This is a genomic window from Tritonibacter sp. AK171 (assembly GCF_030127025.1).
Classification (GTDB): domain Bacteria; phylum Pseudomonadota; class Alphaproteobacteria; order Rhodobacterales; family Rhodobacteraceae; genus Epibacterium; species Epibacterium mobile.
The window spans coordinates 2,015,640-2,036,425 of sequence record NZ_CP126134.1 but is presented as its reverse complement, the minus strand read 5'-3'; the positions used below and the strand labels follow the sequence as shown (position 1 = coordinate 2,036,425).

General features: G+C 60.3%; 18 protein-coding genes and 1 pseudogene. 11 read left to right on the top strand and 8 right to left on the bottom strand.

The genetic code is table 11. The features are described 5' to 3' along the window. Nucleotides 1–89 precede the first annotated feature (89 nt). The 3 genes from QNI81_RS09590 to QNI81_RS09580 all read left to right on the top strand — a co-directional run bounded on the left by QNI81_RS09590 (nucleotide 90) and on the right by QNI81_RS09580 (nucleotide 3,388). The gene (locus tag QNI81_RS09590) at nucleotides 90–1,265 is read left to right on the top strand and encodes an aspartate aminotransferase family protein (protein WP_283966353.1); all 1,176 of its coding nucleotides are present in this window, start codon (nucleotides 90–92) and stop codon (nucleotides 1,263–1,265) included. Between the two features lie 76 nt (nucleotides 1,266–1,341). Beyond that, the gene (argF, locus tag QNI81_RS09585; protein WP_005630508.1) at nucleotides 1,342–2,268 is read left to right on the top strand and encodes an ornithine carbamoyltransferase; all 927 of its coding nucleotides are present in this window, start codon (nucleotides 1,342–1,344) and stop codon (nucleotides 2,266–2,268) included. Nucleotides 2,269–2,443: 175 nt separating this feature from the next. After that, nucleotides 2,444–3,388 (top strand): ketopantoate reductase family protein, encoded by a 945-nt coding sequence (locus tag QNI81_RS09580; RefSeq protein WP_283966352.1) that lies wholly within the window; start codon nucleotides 2,444–2,446, stop codon nucleotides 3,386–3,388. Here the strand turns inward: QNI81_RS09580 and QNI81_RS09575 are convergent, their stop codons facing one another. The 4 genes from QNI81_RS09575 to QNI81_RS09560 all read right to left on the bottom strand — a co-directional run bounded on the left by QNI81_RS09575 (nucleotide 3,389) and on the right by QNI81_RS09560 (nucleotide 8,871). Beyond that, nucleotides 3,389–4,879 (bottom strand): inorganic phosphate transporter, encoded by a 1,491-nt coding sequence (locus QNI81_RS09575; RefSeq protein WP_283966351.1) that lies wholly within the window; start codon nucleotides 4,877–4,879, stop codon nucleotides 3,389–3,391. A gap of 109 nt (nucleotides 4,880–4,988) precedes the next feature. Next, entirely contained in the window at nucleotides 4,989–5,456 is a 468-nt protein-coding gene (locus QNI81_RS09570; RefSeq protein ID WP_283966350.1) for an NUDIX hydrolase, read from the bottom strand. 143 nt (nucleotides 5,457–5,599) lie between these two features. Then, nucleotides 5,600–8,095, bottom strand: coding sequence for an ATP-dependent helicase HrpB (gene hrpB, locus QNI81_RS09565; RefSeq protein WP_283966349.1), 2,496 nt, complete (start codon nucleotides 8,093–8,095; stop codon nucleotides 5,600–5,602). 26 nt (nucleotides 8,096–8,121) lie between these two features. Next, nucleotides 8,122–8,871 carry a DUF3108 domain-containing protein gene (locus tag QNI81_RS09560; RefSeq protein WP_283966348.1) on the bottom strand — a complete coding sequence of 250 codons (750 nt, stop codon included), beginning with the start codon at nucleotides 8,869–8,871 and terminating at the stop codon, nucleotides 8,122–8,124. A 124-nt stretch (nucleotides 8,872–8,995) separates the two neighbouring features. Here QNI81_RS09560 and meaB point away from each other — a divergent pair, with 124 nt between their 5' ends. The 4 genes from meaB (at nucleotide 8,996) to QNI81_RS09540 (ending at nucleotide 11,682) form a co-directional block, all read left to right on the top strand. Next, nucleotides 8,996–9,997 carry a methylmalonyl Co-A mutase-associated GTPase MeaB gene (meaB, locus tag QNI81_RS09555; protein WP_283966347.1) on the top strand — a complete coding sequence of 334 codons (1,002 nt, stop codon included), beginning with the start codon at nucleotides 8,996–8,998 and terminating at the stop codon, nucleotides 9,995–9,997. Nucleotides 9,998–10,299: 302 nt separating this feature from the next. Further along, nucleotides 10,300–10,590 carry a 50S ribosomal protein L28 gene (rpmB, locus tag QNI81_RS09550; RefSeq protein ID WP_005661592.1) on the top strand — a complete coding sequence of 97 codons (291 nt, stop codon included), beginning with the start codon at nucleotides 10,300–10,302 and terminating at the stop codon, nucleotides 10,588–10,590. Between the two features lie 168 nt (nucleotides 10,591–10,758). After that, a complete protein-coding gene (locus QNI81_RS09545; protein ID WP_227511849.1) occupies nucleotides 10,759–11,103 on the top strand; it encodes a hypothetical protein in 345 nt (114 codons plus the stop codon). 78 nt (nucleotides 11,104–11,181) lie between these two features. Then, nucleotides 11,182–11,682 (top strand): copper chaperone PCu(A)C, encoded by a 501-nt coding sequence (locus QNI81_RS09540; protein WP_283966346.1) that lies wholly within the window; start codon nucleotides 11,182–11,184, stop codon nucleotides 11,680–11,682. Between the two features lie 64 nt (nucleotides 11,683–11,746). On the opposite strand, the pseudogene QNI81_RS09535 reads toward QNI81_RS09540, so the two are convergent. Beyond that, nucleotides 11,747–12,450 (bottom strand): annotated as a pseudogene (locus QNI81_RS09535) (NAD-dependent deacylase). Between the two features lie 114 nt (nucleotides 12,451–12,564). On the opposite strand from QNI81_RS09535, the gene QNI81_RS09530 reads away from it, so the two are divergent. Further along, nucleotides 12,565–13,002, top strand: coding sequence for a low molecular weight protein-tyrosine-phosphatase (locus QNI81_RS09530; protein ID WP_283966345.1), 438 nt, complete (start codon nucleotides 12,565–12,567; stop codon nucleotides 13,000–13,002). A gap of 29 nt (nucleotides 13,003–13,031) precedes the next feature. On the opposite strand, the gene QNI81_RS09525 is transcribed toward QNI81_RS09530, so the two are convergent. Both QNI81_RS09525 and QNI81_RS09520 read right to left on the bottom strand, forming a co-directional pair. Then, nucleotides 13,032–13,997 (bottom strand): LysR family transcriptional regulator, encoded by a 966-nt coding sequence (locus QNI81_RS09525; protein WP_009179168.1) that lies wholly within the window; start codon nucleotides 13,995–13,997, stop codon nucleotides 13,032–13,034. Nucleotides 13,998–14,265: 268 nt separating this feature from the next. Beyond that, on the bottom strand, nucleotides 14,266–14,586 hold the full coding sequence (locus QNI81_RS09520; protein WP_065334499.1) for a hypothetical protein: 321 nt from the start codon (nucleotides 14,584–14,586) through the stop codon (nucleotides 14,266–14,268). Between the two features lie 202 nt (nucleotides 14,587–14,788). Between QNI81_RS09520 and lepA the strand changes: the two genes are divergently transcribed. Further along, nucleotides 14,789–16,588 carry a translation elongation factor 4 gene (gene lepA, locus QNI81_RS09515; RefSeq protein WP_009179097.1) on the top strand — a complete coding sequence of 600 codons (1,800 nt, stop codon included), beginning with the start codon at nucleotides 14,789–14,791 and terminating at the stop codon, nucleotides 16,586–16,588. A gap of 203 nt (nucleotides 16,589–16,791) precedes the next feature. Continuing rightward, entirely contained in the window at nucleotides 16,792–18,195 is a 1,404-nt protein-coding gene (gene murD, locus QNI81_RS09510; protein WP_283966344.1) for a UDP-N-acetylmuramoyl-L-alanine--D-glutamate ligase, read from the top strand. A gap of 10 nt (nucleotides 18,196–18,205) precedes the next feature. Here the strand turns inward: murD and QNI81_RS09505 are convergent, their stop codons facing one another. Beyond that, complete coding sequence (locus tag QNI81_RS09505) at nucleotides 18,206–19,381, bottom strand: BaiN/RdsA family NAD(P)/FAD-dependent oxidoreductase (protein WP_283966343.1); 1,176 nt, start codon at nucleotides 19,379–19,381, stop codon at nucleotides 18,206–18,208. A gap of 223 nt (nucleotides 19,382–19,604) precedes the next feature. Between QNI81_RS09505 and ftsW the strand changes: the two genes are divergently transcribed. After that, complete coding sequence (gene ftsW / locus QNI81_RS09500; RefSeq protein ID WP_005628759.1) at nucleotides 19,605–20,774, top strand: putative lipid II flippase FtsW; 1,170 nt, start codon at nucleotides 19,605–19,607, stop codon at nucleotides 20,772–20,774. The last annotated feature ends 12 nt before the right edge of the window (nucleotides 20,775–20,786 follow it).

Below are 20,786 nucleotides of genomic sequence, written 5' to 3'. Positions count from 1 at the left end.
CCAAACCGGACCAGTTGTTGACCGTCGCCCCGTGGTGGGGCACTGATTTGGTCCTGACCCCGTTAGATCTCTCTTAAAGGATGTTTCAGATGATCCCCTCCGTTCTTCCGACCTATAACCGGGCGCCCTTGAACTTCGTCAAAGGCGAAGGGTCTTGGCTGATCGAGGCGGATGGCCGACGTTTTCTGGATCTGGGCTCTGGCATTGCGGTGAACGCGCTGGGCCATGCACATCCCGCTCTGGTGGAGGCGCTGACCAGTCAGGCGCAAAACCTCTGGCATGTCTCCAACCTCTACGAGATCCCTCAGCAGCAGGCGCTGGCGGATAAGCTGGTCGCGGAAACCTTTGCCGATACGGTGTTTTTTACCAATTCCGGCACCGAGGCTTGTGAACTGGCCGTTAAAATGGTCCGCAAGTATCATTTTGAGAAGGGCACTCCTGAGAAGGTCGAAATCATCACCTTTGAAGGGTCGTTCCATGGGCGCTCCTCTGCGGGTATCGCTGCGGCAGGGTCTGAGAAAATGACCAAAGGCTTTGGTCCATTGCTTCCCGGTTTTGTGCATCTGCCATGGGGCGATGCACAGGCGGTCGCAGCGGCCATTGATGAAAACACTGCAGCCATCTTGGTAGAGCCGGTGCAGGGCGAAGGCGGCATCCGCCCGATGCCCGATCAGGATCTCAAAGATTTGCGTGCCCTCTGTGACGAACATGGCATTCTTTTGATCCTCGATGAGGTGCAATGCGGCGTAGGTCGCACCGGCAAGCTTTTTGCGCATGAATGGGCAGGGATCACTCCCGACATCATGATGGTCGCCAAGGGCATTGGCGGCGGTTTCCCCCTTGGTGCAGTGCTGGCAACAGAGAACGCTGCCTCCGGCATGACCGCTGGAACCCATGGCTCGACCTATGGCGGCAACCCGCTTGGTTGCGCGGTGGGCTGCGCGGTGATGGATCATGTAGCGGCTCCTGAATTCCTCGCCGAGGTAAACCGCAAGGCAGGTCTTTTGCGTCAGAAACTCGAAGGTCTCGTGGCGTCGCATCCAGAGGTTTTTGAAGAAGTACGCGGCTCCGGTCTGATGTTGGGCCTCAAATGCAAGGCGGTGAATGCAGAGGTGGTCAAGGCGGGCTACGCGGCTGAGGTCATCACAGTGCCTGCAGCCGACAATGTCATCCGTCTGCTGCCTGCGCTGACGATCTCAGATGCCGACATCGAAGAAGCCATCTTGCGCCTTGAGGCTGCGGCGACGGCGGTTGAAGCCGCCTGATCTTCATCTTTTCATAAATACCTCGGGGGTGTGGGGGCTGGCCCCCACGTCTCCCTCTCCAGAAAGCGACGACAGTATGAACCATTTTCTCGATATCCATAAAACCTCACCGGCTGATCTGCGCACAATCATTGATCAGGCAGGCCAGATGAAATCTGCGCGTCAGGGCCGGCCCAAGGGCACCCCCGATGACGACCAGCCGCTTGCTGGCCGCATGGTGGCGCTGATCTTCGAAAAACCATCGACGCGGACCCGGGTGTCCTTTGATGTAGGCGTGCGCCAGATGGGTGGCGAGACAATGGTTCTGTCGGGCAAGGATATGCAACTCGGGCATGGCGAAACCATTGCCGATACGGCGCGTGTCATGTCGCGCTACGTCGATCTGATCATGATCCGGACCTTTGATGAAACAGTTCTGACAGAAATGGCGGAATACGCGGATGTGCCAGTCATCAACGGGCTTACCGACCGCACGCACCCTTGTCAGATCATGGCCGATATCCTCACCTATGAGGAACATCGTGGCCCGATCAAAGGCAAGAAAGTTGTCTGGACCGGTGACGGCAACAACGTCTGCGCCTCATTCATTCACGCAGCGGGGCAATTCGGCTTTGATTTGACCTTTACAGGCCCCTCGCAACTGGATCCTGAGGATGAGTTCATCGGCCTTGCGCGCAGGGCCGGATCTAAGATCACCATTGAACGCGACGCGGCCAAGGCGGTCGAGGGTGCTGATTTGGTGGTGGCAGACACTTGGGTCTCCATGCACGACAGCCAGTCATCTAAAGAGCGGCGTCACAACATGCTGCGCCCCTATCAGGTGAACGATGCGTTGATGGCGCATGCAAAACCGGATGCGCTGTTTATGCACTGCTTGCCCGCACACCGCGAAGAGGAAGTGACCTCTGCGGTGATGGACGGTCCACAGTCCGTGATCTTTGATGAGGCGGAAAACCGGCTGCATGCGCAAAAGGCCGTGATGCGCTGGTGTCTGGGCGTCTGACCTGACCACGGCGGGAGCGCTCCCGCCCGTCGCAGCCGCATTAAAATGCAACTCCTCCCGTTGGGCGTAGCGCCGGGCCTTTGGCCCGGCGCGTTGCGTTCCCCGGGTCAGATCTGGTCAGGACCGCTCACGTCTGACACAGTGGCGCTGCGTGGACCGGCAAGGGAGTGCCGTTGTGAGTGAGGGCCATATCGTTGTACTGGGAGACCCGGCTCTGGCGGGGTTTTGCGCAGGGCTTTGGGCGGCGGCCGGGCATAGGGTGACATGGGCTGTGGCTCGACAAACCCAAGCGCAGTTTGAACGCGGCGGATTGCGCCTTACCGATCCCAGCGGACTAGATGCACGGATCGGGCCGGATGTGTTGGACTGTCTGCCGGTGCGCGACGCTCTGCGGTGTGCTGATCTTGTGGTTCTGCTGGATCTGGACGAATTGGAAGCCGCAACAGTCTGGTCCGAAATCACACCAAACGCGCCTGTGGGCACCATGGTGCTGAACGTCACTTCTGCGACCTCCGCAAACTGCGTGCTACCGCCGGACCCACCCACGGGAAGGCAGATGGTCTTGGGCTTTGCGCCATGGTCTGTGGACCAACATGTCGAGGGCTCGCAAGATGAGGCACTCTGGATGCACCGTTATGGGGCAGGAGGGCCAATGCGCGTCGCGGAAGAAGCAGGCATTTGGGCTCGCGATTTGAGCGTACCCTGTCTCGATGTCAAAGCTCAGTCTGATATTTCGGGTGTGATTTGGGGGAGCAAATTGGCTGGGCTGCTGCCGCTGTGCGCGAGCCTTGCAGGGATTGCGCCACGCGCGCTCTTGCAGGACCGCGTGTGGCGCAACCTGTGTGCCGACCTGCTTGAAGAGGCGCTGGCTGTGCTGCGAAAAACGGGCATTTGCCCAAAACCAGCGCGGGGCTTGCCGCTGTCCTTGCGGCTCAGGGCCTTGCGAGTGGGTGGTCTATTGAACACCTTGGCATGGCCAGAGGTTTCGATGGTTCAAGGCGGCCCCGCGAAAGAGGCAGATCTGTCGCTATTGCAAGACTTGTCAAATCTTGGCGCACGCGTCGGGATGGCGATGCCGGTCAGCGCCTCTCTGCTTCGGGAAGATGTGCGAGGCGGCTGATCAGACCGAGAATACATGCATCAACGCATAAATGCCGGCAGAGAGCGCGGCGGATAAAGGAACGGTGATCAGCCATGCCGCCAGAATGGTCAGCACATGGCTGCGACGCACCAAGCGCCGGCGGCTGCGATCTTCGCGTGGAAGGCCGGGCCGCTCCGCCTTTTGCCCAGCACGGCGCGCATGTGCGGCCGCATATTCGCGGTAAAACCCCACGCCAAAGACCGCACCGACCGCCACATGCGTCGATGAGACTGGCAGCCCAAGCCAACTGGCCACGATCACCGTGAGGGCTGCAGAGGTAGAGACGCAATAGGCGCGAATTGGGTTGAGCTTGGTGATTTGGTTGCCCACCATATTGACCAACCGAGGGCCAAACAGCAGCACCCCCATCGCCATCCCAAAAGCGCCGATGATCAGCACCCAGAATGGGACATGGAGCGAGGCCAGTGCATTGATTTCGGCCGGGTGAGTGCCTGCCTCCTGTTGGCCCATGACATGTACGATGGTCGCAAGCGGGCTGATGGCGTTGGCGACATCATTGGCCCCGTGAGCAAAAGACATCAGCACCGCCGCGATCACCAGCGGCAGTCTGAACAACGCTTTGATTGCGCCTTTTTGATGCTCCAGCTGCGCCGCGCGATGCAAAATAAGCGGTCGGGCAATGAGGAACGATAGCAGTGCCACACCAACCCCGGCCAAGAGCGCTTGACTGGACGTTGCAGACGACAGGCTTTCGGGCAGTTTCAGCACAAAGAACGTGCCAAATGCGCCCCCCATTCCGGCCAGCAATAGCGGAACCCAACGCCGCGCTGCTGCCATTTTGTCATCCTGTTGGGTGATCAGCTGGCGGATCAAAGCAAGAAGCGCCATTGCAAGCACTGCACCGATGAGTGGCGACAGCATCCAGCTGGTCGCAATACCACTGAAGGTGAACCAATCTACCGCGCCAAATCCCGCCGCTGCGGTGGTCGCGCCCAAAATGGAGCCGATGATGCTCTGGGTGGTGGAAACTGGTGCGCCCATCCATGTGGCCAGATTGACCCAGAGCGCCGATGCGATCATGGCCGACATCATCGCCTGCACAACGGTTTGTGGGGCGCTCATGGCCTCTGGGTCGATCAGCTTGCTGGACACCGTCGCGACCACTTCGCTGCCACCAAGGAGCGCGCCAGAGACCTCTGCCAAGGCGGCGGCAATCAGGGCCGCGGTCATCGGAAGCGCCTTGGCACCAACCGCAGGCCCCATGTTGTTGGCCACGTCATTGGCCCCGATGTTGAGCGCCAGGTAAGCACCAAACACTGCCGCAACCATGGCCATGATGGTCGTAGGCGATGTGCCGAGCACGAGTGCGGCCTCGACACCGGCCAGTGCCATGAACGCGAGCGCCAACCCAAACCCCAGAAGCGGGCGCACGACATAGCCTGTGGTGCGCTCCATCTGGTTCAGACGGGCGAGATCTTTGTCCAGCAATCTCCAGTCAGGGCGCGCCATCAGAGGGAACTTTCGTCAAAACGACAATTGGCTACGGTATGCCCGGCATATCGGGCAGACTGACCGGATGCCTTGTGGGCAAGGATAAGGGCGAAGGGTAACAGCGAGTTCAAGAGGGGCGGAAGCTGTTCAGAAGGTCTTGAAGCTGAGGTTCGCGCACCATTTGCGCGGCTTCTTGAGGTGAAACCCAGTTGCGCTTGCGCTCGTGAACCTCTGGAAAATCATCGCGCAGATCTTCGACCTCGATTGCATAGACCAAAGTCTCCAAAGGCTCAGCAGTGCCGTTATCGAGACGTTTGTCATATTCAAAACGCCCCACCGGAGCCTCGTCGAACTGCCCCTGACGCACGCCTGCTTCCTCCCAGGCTTCCTGTGCGGCACTTTCTGCACTGGATTTACCTTCCATGGGCCAGCCCTTCGGGATGACCCAGCGGCCTGTATCTCGGCTTGTTACAAGCAACACCTCGCACCCCGTGTCGGTGCGGCGAAAGCACAGCGCAGCAACCTGCAGCCTGCGCGGGCGCGACAGCATGGGGAGAAAGGTCTGAGACCAGAATTTCTGCAGTAACTGTTGCATCGAATGCTCGAAGCCTTTTGGGCGTGTTCTTATACTCTTTAGCTGAACGAGGAAGTGCAGATAGTCTTGTTCTGGGGTGAGTACAACTTCTTTGTGTTAAACTTTCGCTACCGTTGCTCTTATATCATCGTTGCATCGACCGTTCACTTGCGCGGGCGGGCGCGCAGGGTTGCTTCGGCCTGCGTGGGATCTTCGGGCCAGGGGTGTTTGGGGTACTGCGCGCGCATGTCCTTGCGCACATCGGCGTAGGAGCCGGACCAGAATCCCGGCAGATCGCGGGTGATCTGGATCGGGCGACGGGCTGGCGACAAGAGCGTGACCTTCAGCGCCACACCCGCGACGGTCGGATGGCGGGTGACGCCGAACATCTCCTGCAGGCGGACCTCGATCCCCGGTGTGTCGCTGGCGTAGTCAATGGGGATCTTGCGCCCAAGCGGCGTGATGAAACTGCCCGGAACCTCGCGGTCAAGGAGCTGGGTCTGTTCCCACGTCAGCGCGGCGCGCAGGGCCGGGAGCGCGTCAAACCCCTTCCAATCGGCGTCTGAGCGCACGCCGGTGAGCATCGGCAGCAGCCAGTCCTCGAGGGTTGCCATCAGACCCGCCTCGGAGAAATCCGGCAGGTCGTGGCCTTCGGCGCGCAGCAGTTCGACACGGGTGGCAAGCCGCGCGGCGGCGGGCGACAGGCGCAGGCCGAGGTCTCGCACGCCGTCGAGCATGGCGGTGGCGGTGGCCTCGGGCGGGACGTCCTTCCAGATGCGGTCGTCCAGCACCAGCGCACCAAAGCGTTCCTGTTTGCGCGCCACCACGCGGCGGTCGCGTTTGGACCAGCTGCAGAGATCCTGCCAGTGGATCAGATCTGCAAACAACGCGCGGATTTCGGCCAGGGTGATCTGCGCCGCAAGGCGGATCCTGGCCTCGCGCGGATTGCCGTCGCTGTCGGTCACAACAAGGTAAGGGGCCGCGGCCAGCGGGTCGGAGTTTTCCAGCACCGCGCCCTTGCCACCGGAGAGCACATAGCGGGCATCATCGCCCTTGCGGCGCTGGGCCACCCGATCCGGATAGGCCAGCGCCGCCATGGCCGCCGCAGAGAGTGGATCTGATGTGGCGGCGGCGGCGGGTCTGCCCTCGGCGCTGGTCGAAGCGTCGCTCTGCCCGCCGCGTTGCCGGCGCAGGCGCTTTGCCTCACTGGTAATGGCCTGCAGAGCGGGGGTCTTGACCTGATAGGGGCGGCGGTCGCGGAAGCGGCGCAGATCCCGCAGGGCTTCAAGACGCAGCGCCAGATCCACCGGCGCGCCACGCAACGGATCGCGGTCCGCCAACAGCGCCGCCAGTGTGGCGCTCTCCGGTCCCGCCACCGCCAGCATATGCGCCAGACGCGGGTGCAGGGGCAGGCGGGCCAGCGCGCGGCCATGGTCGGTGATCCGCATCTGCCCATCCAGCGCGCCGAGCATCTGCATCAGGGCACGCGCCTCGGACAGGCTACCGGCGGGGGGCTGGGTCAGCAGCGGCAGATCCGCAGGCTCCGCGCCCCAAAGTGCCAGTTCCAGCGCCAGACCGGTGAGGTCTGCGGCCTCGATCTCGGCCGGGGGATAGGCCATCAGCGCGCCCTCTTCGCCCTTGGACCAGAGCCGATAGCAGGTGCCCTCGGCCACGCGACCGGCCCGGCCCTGCCGCTGGGTGGCTTCGGCGCGGGTCACCCGTTCGGTCACCAGCCGCGACATGCCTGCACCGGGGTCAAACCGGGCGCGCCGGGCCTGTCCCATATCCACCACGACGCGGATGTCCTCGATCGTCAGGGAGGTTTCGGCGATGGAGGTCGCCAGCACCACCTTGCGTCCCTCGGACACGGGGGCGATGGCGGCGCGTTGCTCGGCAAAGGGGAGGGCGCCAAACAGCGGGCGGATCTGGCAATGGCCGGGCAGCCGGGCCTCCAGCGCGCTGGCGGCCCGGCGGATTTCGCCCTCGCCGGGCAGGAACACCAAAAGGCCCCCGCCGGTCTCGCGGGTCTCACCTTCCGCGCGGACGACCAGATCCACCAGCGCGTCCAGCTTGCGTGCCTTGGCGGGCAGGGGGCTGTCGAGCCAGCGGGTTTCGACCGGGTAGCTGCGCCCCTCGGAGGTCACAATGGGCGCATCCATCAGGGCCGCCACAGGGCCTGCATCCAGCGTCGCGGACATCGCCAGCAGCAAGAGATCGTCGCGCAGGGCACCTGCAACCTCAAGGCAGAAGGCGAGCCCCAGATCGCCATTGAGGGAGCGTTCGTGAAATTCGTCGAAGATCACCGCGCCGACGCCCGGCAGATCCGGGTCCGATTGCAGCATCCGGGTCAGGATGCCTTCGGTGACAACTTCGATGCGGGTGGATTTTGAGATCTTGGCCTCGCCGCGCACCCGGTAGCCGACGGTCTGACCCGGGCTTTCCCCCAATGTTGACGCCATGCGCTCTGCCGCAGTGCGGGCGGCGAGGCGGCGGGGCTCCAGCATCAGGATGCGCCCGGTGGTCAAGCCTGCCTCAAGGATCGCAAGCGGCACCTTGGTGGTCTTGCCCGCACCGGGGGGCGCTTGCAACACCGCGCGGCCCCGCGCGCGCAGAGCATCAATCAGGTCAGGAAGCGCGTCATCAATCGGGAGCCGTATCATGGCGGCGCTTATCGCCAATCGCGGGCTTAACGTCCAGCCTGCGTAAGCCCACCTTGCAGCGTGACAGTGCCAAAAACCGTGGCGACTTTGGCGGTGGACATGTGGAAACGCCCATCCGGCCCGGCCTCGTAGCTGAGTTCGAGGTCAAAGGACTTTGCCCGCGCCAGTTCTCGCGCGCTGTAGCCGTCTTCGCGTTGCAATGTGCCCCGGCAGACAAACCCCGCTCCCTTTGGACGTGGCGGGTCCAGCACCAGCCGCGTGCGCCGTGCCCCATCAAAGATTGGCTGATCAAAAGAGCAGAGATCATCTGCTGCTTGCGGTGCCACCGCGCGGAAAATGGCGGTGGCGGGATCAACTGTGTCGCGCTGGTGCTCCGGGCGAAGAGGCGGGGTGTCAGCGTCAAGACGCCCGCCGGTGACGCGGGGCACGCCACTTGCATAATCGAGGTGGGCCGTCGATTGCCGCCGCCCCGTGTCGACGTTTTCCAGGAACCACGCGGGCCGAGGTCCTGCGGAGGTCCAGCGCCCGGTCGCCTGCATCTCAAAGTGAACCCGCGCCAGCAGTGCCACCGCACCGGTCGAGGTAAAGCGGCTGCGCACGCCGTAGGTGCCACCGCTGCGTTGGCTGGCAAGAGTGAAAATGCCAAGTTTGACGCCGAGGCCCCGCACAATATAGTGCTGCTGATCGCTCGTGCTGGGGTCATTCGCGAATACAGCCACGGGCGATATGAAGGCCGCGAGCAGCATAACCCCTCCGAGGACAAGGTAATGGCGCATCAAGGCAATTCCTTTCCAATATCAAGCGCATGTTTCGAAGCGTCATTGAGGTTTTGCGGCAGGGCCACTGGACAAGCGCGCCCCGGCTGCGCCATCAATGCGCGGCAAGGACGAGAGGCGCGCCATGGACATCGCACAGCTGAGTGACAGGATCTTAAACGCGGACCGTCGGGCCTTGGCCCGCGCCATCACATTGGTGGAAAGCGCCCGTCCGGATCACCGCGCGCAGGCGGATGACTTGCTGTCGCGTCTGGCCAAGAGCGACCGTCATGCCCTTAGGATCGGTCTGTCAGGAACGCCCGGGGTGGGTAAATCCACCTTTATCGAGGCCTTTGGCATGATGCTCATCGCGCAGGGACTGCGGGTCGCGGTGCTGGCGGTTGATCCCAGCTCGGCGCGGTCCGGTGGATCAATTCTGGGGGATAAAACCCGGATGGAACGGCTCAGCCGTGAACGCGCGGCGTTCATTCGCCCCAGTCCTAGCCAGAGCCACCTTGGTGGTGTTGCCCGCCGCACCCGCGATGCGGTAGCGCTATGCGAGGCGGCAGGCTTTGACGTGGTGCTGATCGAAACCGTGGGGGTGGGGCAGTCGGAAACCGTTGTGTCGGAACTGTCCGATCTGTTCCTGTTGTTGCTGGCCCCTGCGGGCGGCGATGAGCTTCAGGGCGTGAAGCGCGGCATCATGGAGATCGCCGACATGATTCTGATCAACAAGGCCGATGGCGATCTGAAGGCGACGGCGACTCGCACCTGCGCCGATTATGCCGGGGCGCTGCGGCTTTTGCGCAAACGTCCGCAAGATCCGGATGGTTTTCCCAAGGCGTTGACCGTCTCCGCGATCGAGGCCGCCGGGCTGGACAAGGCCTGGGCAGAGGTGCAGGCGCTGGCGCAGTGGCGGCGCGACAACGGGTTCTGGGATCAGAACCGGGCGCAGCAGGCGCAGTACTGGTTTTCTGAAGAGGTTCGGCAGGCGCTTTTGGCGCGGCTTCAGACCTCTTGGGCAAAGTCGCGCATGACGGAACTGTCGAAAAAGGTGGCCGAGGGCGCGCAAACCCCACAAGAGGCTGCGCGCGATCTGTTGACGGGGTTGGGTGTCGCGGACCTTGATCCGTCGCGCGTGGGCTAGGACCTGCGACTCAGGTGTGAGGGCTGGGGGTGTTGACGGCCCAATATGGCGCGCACACGCTTGCATCTTGGCCCCGAAATTGTAAAAGTCCGCCAGCGCTGGAGGGGATGGCGCGGGAATGTCGGCTGGTCTGCCATAAAAGCGTCGCATATGGCTTGACCATCTTCGCGATTCCTCCTAAACGCATCCAACCAGTTTTCGGGCGCAGCCAATGGCAGCGCCCTTGTAATTTGGCGACTGATTCCAAAAGGCCGGGCAGGCTGTACTCGGGTCGGGACGCCGCAGATACGAAGGATAACACCATGTCGCGCCGTTGCGAACTGACCGGAAAAGGCCCGATGACTGGCAACAATGTCAGCCACGCCAACAACAAAACCAAGCGTCGTTTCTTGCCGAACCTGAACGACGTTACCCTGCAGTCCGAGACTCTCGGCCGCGGTGTGAAGCTGCGCATCTCTGCTGCAGCGCTGCGTTCGGTTGATCACCGTGGTGGTCTGGACGCCTTCCTTGCCAAAGCAAAAGACGCAGAGCTGTCTGACGCGGCGCTGAAGGTCAAAAAAGAAATCGCAAAGGCACAAGCCGCGCAGGCCTGATAGGTCGCGTGATTTCTTGATCCTGCCCAAGAATTTTAAAAGACCACCGGGTGCGAATCTCGGTGGTTTTTTCCGTTTGGTGCCAATGATTCATCTCCGCGACTCTTTGCCCGCGGCTTTGGGTCGGGGCTTGTGGCATGTCTGTCTTCCTGAGATATGATTGTGCCAATGACATTGCTTAGACGGTATACTGCCCTGCTGCTCGCGGCGGCATTGTTGCTGACCGGCCATAGCGCCGCTGCCAGCCGCTTTGCGCGTGATGCGACGGGGCAGGTCATCCTGTGCACCGGCACGGGGCCTGTGACTGTCTATGTCGACGAGAACGGCGAACCGACGGGCGCGCCGCATATCTGCCCGGACTGCATCAATCACATCCTTGATCTGGCTCAGAGCCCGATGGTGTTCCTCGCGCCCGCTGCCGTGATGCGGCAAGCGCATCGACTGCCCTCGCGCGCGCAGAGCGATGTTGCAACGGAGCGCACGGCCCGTGCGCGCGCGCCGCCGTTGGTCTGACCTGTTCCCAAACTTTACGTCAGGCCGGTTGCACGCATGTGCCCGAAGCCAACAGTCAAATTCTCAAGGAGACAACAGATGTCCATTAAAACTCTCAGCCGCTCGGCAGCATTTTCCGCGATTACAACCCTCGCTCTTGCGGGCACCGCTGCGGCGGAAATGGTCGTGCAGGACGCCTACGCGCGGTCCAGCAACAAAATGTCGGGCGGGGCCTTCATGGAGGTCCTCAATCAGGGCGACACCGATGATCGCCTTGTAGAAGCACGCTCTGACGTGGCCAAGCGGGTGGAGTTGCACACCAGCAAAGAGGACGCCAACGGCGTTATGAAGATGATGCCCGTAGAAGAGGGCTTTGCGATCCCGGCGGGTGGGACGCATATGTTCCAGCGCGGTGGCGATCACATCATGTTCATGGGCCTCAACCGTGAACTCAAGGATGGCGATAAAATCGACGTCACCCTGGTGTTTGAAAAGGCCGGAGAGGTCCCGGTTCAGATCGAGGTGGATATGGACCGTCAGCCGACAGAAGGGCATGCGGGCCACGATAATCACGGCGACCACAGCGAGCATTCCAACTGATCGTCAGCCGCTCTTTGATCGCAAGACAGACGAAAGCAAAGCCCCGGCATGTGTCGGGGCTTTTTTATGCGTTGCTGCCCGTCAGCAGGCCTTCAACCCATTTTGGCACAATCTCTGTTGCAGGACCAAAATGACGTACACCGAAGGCCCGGCTGATCTCCGAGGGTTCCAGATTCAGTTCGACCGTATCAGCGCCATTGACTGCCGCCTCCTGCACAAAGGACGCGGCTGGGTAAACCTGCCCAGAGGTCCCGATGGACGCGAACAGATCGGCTTCTTCCAGATGAGAGATGATCTCTTCCATGTGATAGGGAATTTCACCGAACCAGACCACATCGGGGCGCGCCTGTTGAGCGCCACAGGCGGGGCATGTTGTCGCCAGTGTCATCTCCATAGGGGCCTGCCATTGATGCGCACAGGCAGCACAGAGAGCACCTCCTAGTTTGCCGTGCATGTGGAGCACATTGCGCGCACCTGCTGCTTCATGCAGCCCATCCACGTTTTGCGTCACGATGACGACCTCTCCCGCCCAGCGTTGTTCGAGCTGCGCGAGGGCGAGATGGGCTGCGTTCGGCTGAGCCTCTGCGGCCTGTTGGCGGCGCGCGGAGTAAAAGCGATGCACCAGCTCGGGGTCGCGCGGGCAAAACCCTCAGGTGTTGCTACATCTTCGATCCGGTGCTGGGACCATAACCCGCCCTCGTCGCGAAATGTGCCGAGCCCGCTTTCTGCTGAAATCCCGGTACCGGTGAGGATCACAATCTTGCTCATGTCGGGCCCTTTGTGTCGCGGTTTATTCATGGTCGCTGTGTTGATAAACTGGCATAGTCGGGCAGGTGCCGAAAATACTTAATTTCAGCATTTCAAATCTAAAAGGGATCTTCCGTGAAAAGCGTATTGTTTGTCTGCCTTGGAAATATTTGCCGATCGCCCGCTGCGGAAGCGCTTTTTCGAGAAAGATGCCCTCATATACGAACGGATAGTGCTGGCACCTCGGATTTCCACGTGGGAGAGCCGCCATACGCGCCTATGGCGACCGCAGCAGGCGCGCGTGGAATTGATATGAGCGATTTGAGGGCACGGCAATTCACCACGAGTGATTTTCGAAATTTTGATTTGATCGTCGTGATGGATAAAGAAAACCGGCGCAACGTGGAGAGCTTGCGTCCAGCCGGAAATACCACCCCGGTCGAGCTATTTGCTCCCTTGGCTGCGGAGGGGTCTGCAGATGAGGTGCCTGACCCCTATTACTCTCGCGACTTCGACGGCTGCCTCGACCTATTAGAAAGCGCTGCAATTGGATTGCAGCGCAAGATCTCGTAGCGGTGATTGGGAGGGAGCGTCGGTAAACCTTAGCTCTCAAGCACGCGCAATTGCCCGGCCAGCCATGGCAGGCGGTTGATTGCGGGTGCGATGATCTGGCTTTGGGTCAGGCGACGCACAGTGCCGGCAACTTCGAGCGGAACCGTGTCCGGCCAATCCGACTGCGCAAACAGAGAAATACGACGTGAAAAGCCTGCGAAGGGCAGGGCGAACGCGTCGATCTCTTCGTGGAAGCGCGCGGCACGCATATAACCCAGCGGCGTGGTGATCGCCCAACCGATGCGGCGTGCAACCATTGCCATCAGCGCAAGATGAGAGCCGATTTCGAAACGATCATCAAACTCCATCTTGTGGCGGGTCAGGTGAGATTCGATCTGCTGGGAGATCAATTGATCACGGGCATAGCGCAACAAAGGCAGGTGATTCAGTTGATTTCCAACGTCATCCGGGTCGGTGACACGTCCGCGCGGTGCAACAAGGATGAACGGATCTTCGACCAGCGGATATTCGTTCATGCCGGAACGCAGCTCTCCGGTGGAAGCGGCGACGCCGATATGCAGTTCTTTTTCTGCCATTGCCTTATAAATGTCATGGCTGGAGGCGGTGACCATCTTAAAGCGGCATTGGGTCAGGCTATCGGCTAAAATGGTTGCAAGACGCGGTGTCAGATCATTGTCGAAGTCATCAATCAGCCCCATAGAAAGCGCAGGCAGATGTGAAAGATCCATCACCGTAAGCTCGCTCTGGGCCAGTCGCAATTCGCTCAAAACGGCCTGAGTGCGGGACAAGAAGCTGCGCCCGGCCGAAGTCAGAACCATGGGGCGACGACCGTGATCTACAAGATCGGAGCCAAGTGCTTTCTCGAGGTTGCGAAGCTGCTGGCTGACCGCTGGCTGACTAAGACCAGTAATGTCGGCAGCCTGCGCAACAGAACCCGACTTGGCCAAAGCTTCAAAAACTTCTAGCCCTCGGAGAGTAACGCCTTTCATAAGCATAGGTTGGCTCCCAAAAGTCCAATTTCATTCAAACTCCGTCACGCGATGCTTCTGCCGGGGGAGCGTCTGAACACTACACATCACAGGATTTCCCTGCATGCGAAACAATCTTCAATGTTTCTATTTTTATTTTATTAGTTTGAAAAGGAAAAAGTTATCAATTCGGATGATTTATAGGAAGTTTCACGTTTTTGAAAGAAAAATGGTCACGGGCAACGCCAATTAACCATTTTTCCATCAAAGATCAAAGTTGACGGTAAACGCAGCATTAACCGCAGATGCGCTCGGCGTCACTTCCAAAAACTTTGTATTTCTTCCACAGGCGAGCATCGCTGCTGCGTGCTGATTGGCGCACTTCTTGTGCCCGGTGGGGATCAGCAAACCATTTGGAGACGGTGCGCTGTTCGGATTTGGTCAATCGGCCTTCGGCGACCTGCTGGATGCAACGGCACAGGTTTGCCTCTGCAGCGCTTCTGTTTGAATTGCGGCATGCACGCTCAATCGCCCCGGCTTCAGCTGACGGTGCGATAAAGAGGGTGGAGGTAACGCATAGGCAGGCGGCGAGGGTCAGTCGGAACACGATCATCATTCTCCGGTTGGCACAGTTGGGAATACAAGAAATTTGACTACCTATTCCACATCTCAACGGGATATTTCAATGGGGAGACAGCGGAGTTTGGCTGCTTGGGATCTCGTAGGCGGCAACAGGTCGCATCTGCGTGCATTTCACCGGCGCACAAGCGCACGATCCACCTTGACCAAATGCAAAATCCCAATCATATGCGCTTGTCATGACAGAGCTCTCGAAAATCCGCAATTTCTCCATCGTCGCTCATATCGACCACGGCAAGTCCACGCTTGCTGACCGCCTCATCCAATCGACGGGGACGGTGCAGGATCGTGACATGAAAGAGCAGCTGCTCGACGCCATGGACATCGAGCGCGAGCGGGGCATCACCATTAAGGCGAACACCGTCCGCATCGATTACGAGGCAGACGACGGTGAACGCTATGTGCTGAACCTGATCGACACCCCCGGTCACGTCGACTTCGCCTATGAGGTCTCCCGCTCCATGCGCGCGGTAGAAGGCTCTCTGCTGGTGGTCGACTCAACCCAAGGGGTTGAGGCGCAAACACTGGCGAATGTCTATCAGGCGATCGACGCAGATCATGAGATCGTACCGGTTCTCAACAAGATCGACCTGCCCGCCGCCGATTGTGATCGCGTCGCCGAGCAAATCGAGGATGTGATCGGAATCGATGCGACAGATGCCATTCAGGTGTCAGCCAAAACCGGCATTGGCATCAAGGAAACCCTTGAAGCAATCGTGCAGCGCCTGCCCGCACCAAAAGGGGAGCGCGACGCCCCCCTGAAGGCGATGCTGGTGGATAGCTGGTATGATGCCTACCTCGGCGTCATCGTGCTGGTGCGCATCATGGATGGCGTTCTGAAAAAGGGTGACCAAATCAGGATGATGCAGACCAACGCCCGCTATGGTGTTGAGCGCATCGGCGTGTTCCGCCCTGCCATGCAGACCGTTGATGAGCTTGGCCCCGGCGAGATCGGCTTTATCACCGCTTCGATCAAACAGGTGCGCGATACCAAGGTGGGCGATACCATCACCCATGACAAAAAGGGTGCCGAGGTTGCACTGCCAGGCTTTAAACCTTCGGTGCCGGTGGTGTTCTGTGGTCTGTTCCCAGTAGACAGTTCCGAATTCGAAGACCTGCGCAACGCGATTGAGAAACTTGCCCTCAATGATGCGTCTTTCTCTTACGAGATGGAAACCTCTGCGGCACTGGGCTTTGGCTTCCGCTGCGGCTTCTTGGGGCTCTTGCACCTTGAGGTGATCCGCGACCGGATCGAGCGCGAATACAATATCGAACTGATCACCACCGCGCCCTCCGTTGTTTATCACGTCTTTGGCAAAGACGGTGTGATGTCCGAACTGCACAACCCCGCTGACATGCCCGATCTGTCCACAGTGGATCACGTCGAAGAGCCGCGCATCAAAGCGACCATTCTGGTGCCGGACGAGTATCTCGGTGATGTGTTGAAACTCTGTCAGGATCGCCGTGGCATTCAAGAAGACCTCTCCTATGCGGGGTCGCGCGCCATGGTCGTTTATGATCTGCCGCTAAACGAAGTGGTCTTTGATTTCTATGACCGGTTGAAGTCGGTGACCAAGGGCTATGCCTCTTTTGACTATCAGATGATCGGCTACCGTATCGATAATTTGGTCAAAATGTCGGTGCTGGTGAACGATGAGCCTGTGGATGCGCTGTCGATGATGGTACACCGCGACCGCGCCGAAGCGCGGGGACGTGCGATGTGCGAAAAGCTCAAGGAGCTGATCCCGCGCCACATGTTCAAGATCCCGATTCAGGCGGCTATCGGCGGCAAGGTCATCGCCCGCGAGACCCTTTCCGCAATGCGCAAGGACGTGACCGCGAAATGCTACGGCGGCGATGCCACCCGGAAGCGCAAGCTCTTGGACAAGCAAAAAGCCGGTAAGAAAAAGATGCGCCAATTTGGTCGTGTCGATATCCCGCAAGAGGCGTTTATCTCTGCTCTGAAGATGGACGATTGATCCTCAAGGCCTCCCCCAGCGGGAGGTCTTTTTCGTTGCGCTGCCTGCTTTGGTGAGGGGATGGCTCTGCGCCACAACGCCGGATGACTTGTCGTCGGCCTGTGTGGGGAGGTGGTTCCCGCCACATGTTGTCTGCGCTTGCATTCTGGCCGCGCTCAGGTGCAATGTCGCGCCGATTTGAACCACTATAAATGAGGTGAAGCATGATCCCGGTCAAAGGTGTCACAGGACAAAACGTGGCAGTGCTGGGGTTGGGGCGTTCGGGGCTTGCCACTGCACGTGCGTTGCGCGAGGGCGGGGCCGAGGCGATCTGTTGGGATGACAACCCTGCCGCACGCGAAAACGCCGAGGCGGAGGGGTTCACCTGCCGCGAGTTGACCAAGCAGGGCGCTTTCGAAGGCATCTCAGCCCTGATCGTGTCACCCGGTATCCCGCACCTCTATCCCAAACCGAACCCGGTGGTGCGTGCGGCATTGAGCGCGGGGGTCCCGGTGGACAATGACATTGGCCTGTTCTTCCGCTCAGTGGCGACGTCGGAATGGGATGAGTTCGATACACCGCCAAAAGTGATCGCAGTGACCGGCTCCAACGGGAAATCAACCACGGTCGCGCTGTTGCACCACATTCTTGAACATGTCGGGCGCAACAGCCAGATGGCGGGCAATATCGGGCGCGGGGTGCTGGATATCGACCCACCCGTGGACGGCGGTGTTGTGGTGCTGGAGCTCTCATCTTATCAGACGGATTTGGCGCGCGCGCTTACCCCGGATGTGGCTGTTTTCACCAATCTCACCCCGGATCATCTGGATCGCCACGCAGGCATGGGGGGCTATTTCGCCGCCAAGCGACGTCTGTTCGCCGAAGGTGGCCCTGACCGCGCGGTCATTGGCATCGACGAAGATGAGGGCCTGTTCCTTGCAGGGCAGATGAGCGAGGGCAATGGCGATGACCGGGTGATCCGCGTCTCGTCAGGGCAAAAACTGTCTGGCAGTGCGGGGTGGAGTGTATTCGCCCGCAAAGGGTTCCTGTCGGAGTACCGCAAGGGACGGCAGGCAGGATCAATTGATCTGCGCGATATTCCCGGCCTGCCCGGCGCGCACAATCACCAAAACGCCTGCGCGGCCTATGCGGCGGCGCGCACCCTTGGTCTTGCGCCGCGGGTGATCGAGGCTGCGATGAAGACCTACCCGGGCCTGCCACACCGCAGTCAGCGTGTCGCGCAGGTGAATGGGGTGTCTTATGTAAATGACAGCAAGGCCACCAATGTGGACAGTGCGGCCAAGGCGCTGAGTGCGTTCAAAAAAATCCGCTGGATCTGTGGCGGTCTTGAAAAAGAGGGCGGGCTTGAGGCGCTGAAGGGCGCGACAGGTGAGGTGCTCAAGGCCTATGTGATCGGTCGCGAGGCGGCGCAATTTGCCATGCAGCTCAACGTCGATGCGGAGGTCTGCACCACTATGGCAGCGGCGGTTGAACATGCGATGGCCGATGCAGGTGAGGGGGAGACTGTGCTCTTGGCTCCTGCGGCGGCGAGCTTTGATCAATACGACAGCTTTGAAAAACGCGGCGAGGATTTTATTGCAGAGGTCACGGCACGTCTGAACGGCTAGGCCCCAACGATTAACCCCGGATAGCGGTTCCTGCGGCGTGGCCTGACGCCCATGCCCATTGGAAGTTATAACCGCCAAGCCAGCCGGTCACATCCACTGCTTCGCCAATTGCATAAAGGCCGGGCACCGCCTTGGCCTCCATGCTGCGCGACGATAGCGCATCGGTGTCGATGCCGCCCAATGTGACCTCGGCGGTGCGGTAACCTTCGGTGCCTGTGGGTTTCAATCGCCAGTCTTTCAGCCGGTCGCACAGCGCCTGAAGCGCTGCGTCGGACTGATCGGCCAATCGCCCCTTGAGGCTGCCATCTGCCGCCAGATCTTCTACCAGCCGTGTGGGCAGGTGGCGGGCAAGTTCTGTGGTCAGATCTTTGCGTCCGCTCTGCTGGCGCTGCTCGCGCAGGGCCACAAAGAGATCCACCTCCGGCAAGAGGTGCACTGCGATCTCCTCGCCCTCGCGCCAATAGCTGGAGATTTGCAGGACCGCAGGGCCAGAAAGTCCACGGTGCGTGAACAACAAGGCCTCATCAAAACTGGCCTCGGCATTGGAAATGCGCGCAGGGACCGACACGCCCGCAAGGGGTTTGAACCGATCCGCCCCAAAGGTGAAGGGCACAAGGCCAGGGCGGGTGTCCAGAACATGAAGGCCGAACTGCGTGGCGATCTCATAGGCAAGCCCAGTTGCACCCATCTTGGGGATCGATTTGCCCCCCGTCGCCAGCACGAGGTTTTGCGCGATGATCGTCACCGGCTTGCCTTCGCGTTCCAGCCGCACGGTGAATCCGTCGCAGCCATGAGACACATCGACCACCGAGGTTTGCAACCACAGATCGGCGCCCGCATCGCGCAGCTCTTTGACCAGCATCGCAACGATCTGTCGGGCGGAGTCGTCGCAAAACAGCTGGCCAAGGGTTTTCTCGTGCCATGCGATGCCGTGGCGGGTGACCAGTTCGATGAAATCCCACTGGGTGTAGCGCGCCATCGCCGATTTGCAGAAATGCGGGTTCTGCGAGAGGTAGTTTTCCGGTGCTGCATACATATTCGTAAAGTTGCAGCGCCCGCCGCCAGAAATGCGGATCTTTTCGCCCGGTGCCTTGGCATGGTCCACCACGAGGCAGTCGCCCCCTGTGCGCGCCGCGCACATCATGCCAGCTGCGCCAGCGCCGAGAATCAAGGTTTTTATCCGCATGGGCCGCATCGACCATGAAAGCGCGCACCACGCAAGTCGCAGCTGCAAAAGCAAATGTGGCCACTGCGGGGCGGAATGATGTCATTTTCCCCGGCTGGATGCCCGGAAGATGCTGGCCTGATCGGCGCAATCGGGTTACACTTTAGCCAATAAGTCCCAAAAACGGGACACATCGAGGCGAAACAGGCCCTGCACCTATGGGCCCAATCAAGGCAGTGAACCCATGACTGAGATGGTCTATGGCGCGCTTCCCGCGCAAGAGGGGGAGCCGATCCTCCCGAAATGGTGGCGGACACTGGACAAGTGGACGACGACTTTCATCGTGTCCCTGTTCATTGTTGGCCTGCTTCTGGGGCTGGCGGCGTCGGTTCCGCTGGCGGCGCGCAACGGTCTGGACAATTTTCACTATGTTCAACGTCAGGCCTTTTTTGGCTGTAGCGCATTGGTGGCGATGATGCTGACCTCGATGATGTCGCCGACGCTGGTGCGTCGGTTGGCGGTGATCGGTTTTATCTTTGCTTTCGTGGCGATGGCGCTCTTGCCCATCTTCGGCACCGATTTTGGCAAAGGGGCGGTGCGCTGGTACAGCCTTGGCTTTGCGTCGCTGCAACCGTCGGAGTTTCTAAAGCCCGGTTTCATCGTGCTTGCCGCCTGGATGATCGCCGCCAGCCAGCAGATTTATGGCCCTCCGGGGACGCTGCTGTCCTTTGGGCTTTGCATGGCAGTTGTGATGCTTCTGGTGCTGCAACCTGACTTCGGTCAGGCCTGTCTGATCCTCTTTGGCTGGGGTGTGATGTATTTCGTCGCCGGCGCGCCGATGCTGCTCTTGGTGGGCATGGCTGGCGTGGTGATCTTTGGCGGCGTCGTTGCCTATTCCAACTCAGAACACTTTGCCCGCCGGATTGATGGCTTTCTGAGCCCGGACCTCGACCCGACCACGCAGCTTGGCTATGCCACCAATGCGATCCGTGAGGGTGGTCTGTTTGGTGTCGGCGTCGGCGAAGGACAGGTAAAATGGTCGCTGCCGGATGCGCATACCGATTTCATCATTGCCGTCGCGGCCGAGGAATACGGGCTGGTGCTCGTCTCCATCATCATCTTCCTCTACGCGATGATCGTCGTGCGCTCGCTGTTCCGTCTGATGCGCGAACGGGACACATTCATCCGCCTCGCCGGGGCGGGTCTGGCCTGCACATTCGGCGTTCAGGCGATGATCAACATGGGCGTTGCGGTGCGTCTTCTGCCCGCGAAAGGCATGACTTTGCCGTTCGTAAGCTATGGCGGCTCCTCCCTGATTGCAGGCGGCATCGCAATGGGTATGCTCCTAGCCTTCACCCGGTCCCGACCTCAGGGCGAAATCGCGGACGCCTTGCGCGGACGTGGGCGCGGATAAGAGAGGTGGGCC

Coding starts and splice junctions, on each gene's coding strand:
- QNI81_RS09590 (WP_283966353.1), top strand. CDS start 90: ATGATCCCCTCCGTTCTTCCGACCTATAACCGGGCGCCCTTGAACTTC.
- argF (WP_005630508.1), top strand. CDS start 1,342: ATGAACCATTTTCTCGATATCCATAAAACCTCACCGGCTGATCTGCGC.
- QNI81_RS09575 (WP_283966351.1), bottom strand. CDS start 4,879: ATGGCGCGCCCTGACTGGAGATTGCTGGACAAAGATCTCGCCCGTCTG.
- QNI81_RS09570 (WP_283966350.1), bottom strand. CDS start 5,456: ATGCAACAGTTACTGCAGAAATTCTGGTCTCAGACCTTTCTCCCCATG.
- hrpB (WP_283966349.1), bottom strand. CDS start 8,095: ATGATACGGCTCCCGATTGATGACGCGCTTCCTGACCTGATTGATGCT.
- QNI81_RS09560 (WP_283966348.1), bottom strand. CDS start 8,871: ATGCGCCATTACCTTGTCCTCGGAGGGGTTATGCTGCTCGCGGCCTTC.
- meaB (WP_283966347.1), top strand. CDS start 8,996: ATGGACATCGCACAGCTGAGTGACAGGATCTTAAACGCGGACCGTCGG.
- rpmB (WP_005661592.1), top strand. CDS start 10,300: ATGTCGCGCCGTTGCGAACTGACCGGAAAAGGCCCGATGACTGGCAAC.
- QNI81_RS09545 (WP_227511849.1), top strand. CDS start 10,759: ATGACATTGCTTAGACGGTATACTGCCCTGCTGCTCGCGGCGGCATTG.
- QNI81_RS09540 (WP_283966346.1), top strand. CDS start 11,182: ATGTCCATTAAAACTCTCAGCCGCTCGGCAGCATTTTCCGCGATTACA.
- QNI81_RS09525 (WP_009179168.1), bottom strand. CDS start 13,997: ATGCTTATGAAAGGCGTTACTCTCCGAGGGCTAGAAGTTTTTGAAGCT.
- QNI81_RS09520 (WP_065334499.1), bottom strand. CDS start 14,586: ATGATGATCGTGTTCCGACTGACCCTCGCCGCCTGCCTATGCGTTACC.
- lepA (WP_009179097.1), top strand. CDS start 14,789: ATGACAGAGCTCTCGAAAATCCGCAATTTCTCCATCGTCGCTCATATC.
- murD (WP_283966344.1), top strand. CDS start 16,792: ATGATCCCGGTCAAAGGTGTCACAGGACAAAACGTGGCAGTGCTGGGG.
- QNI81_RS09505 (WP_283966343.1), bottom strand. CDS start 19,381: ATGCGGATAAAAACCTTGATTCTCGGCGCTGGCGCAGCTGGCATGATG.
- ftsW (WP_005628759.1), top strand. CDS start 19,605: ATGACTGAGATGGTCTATGGCGCGCTTCCCGCGCAAGAGGGGGAGCCG.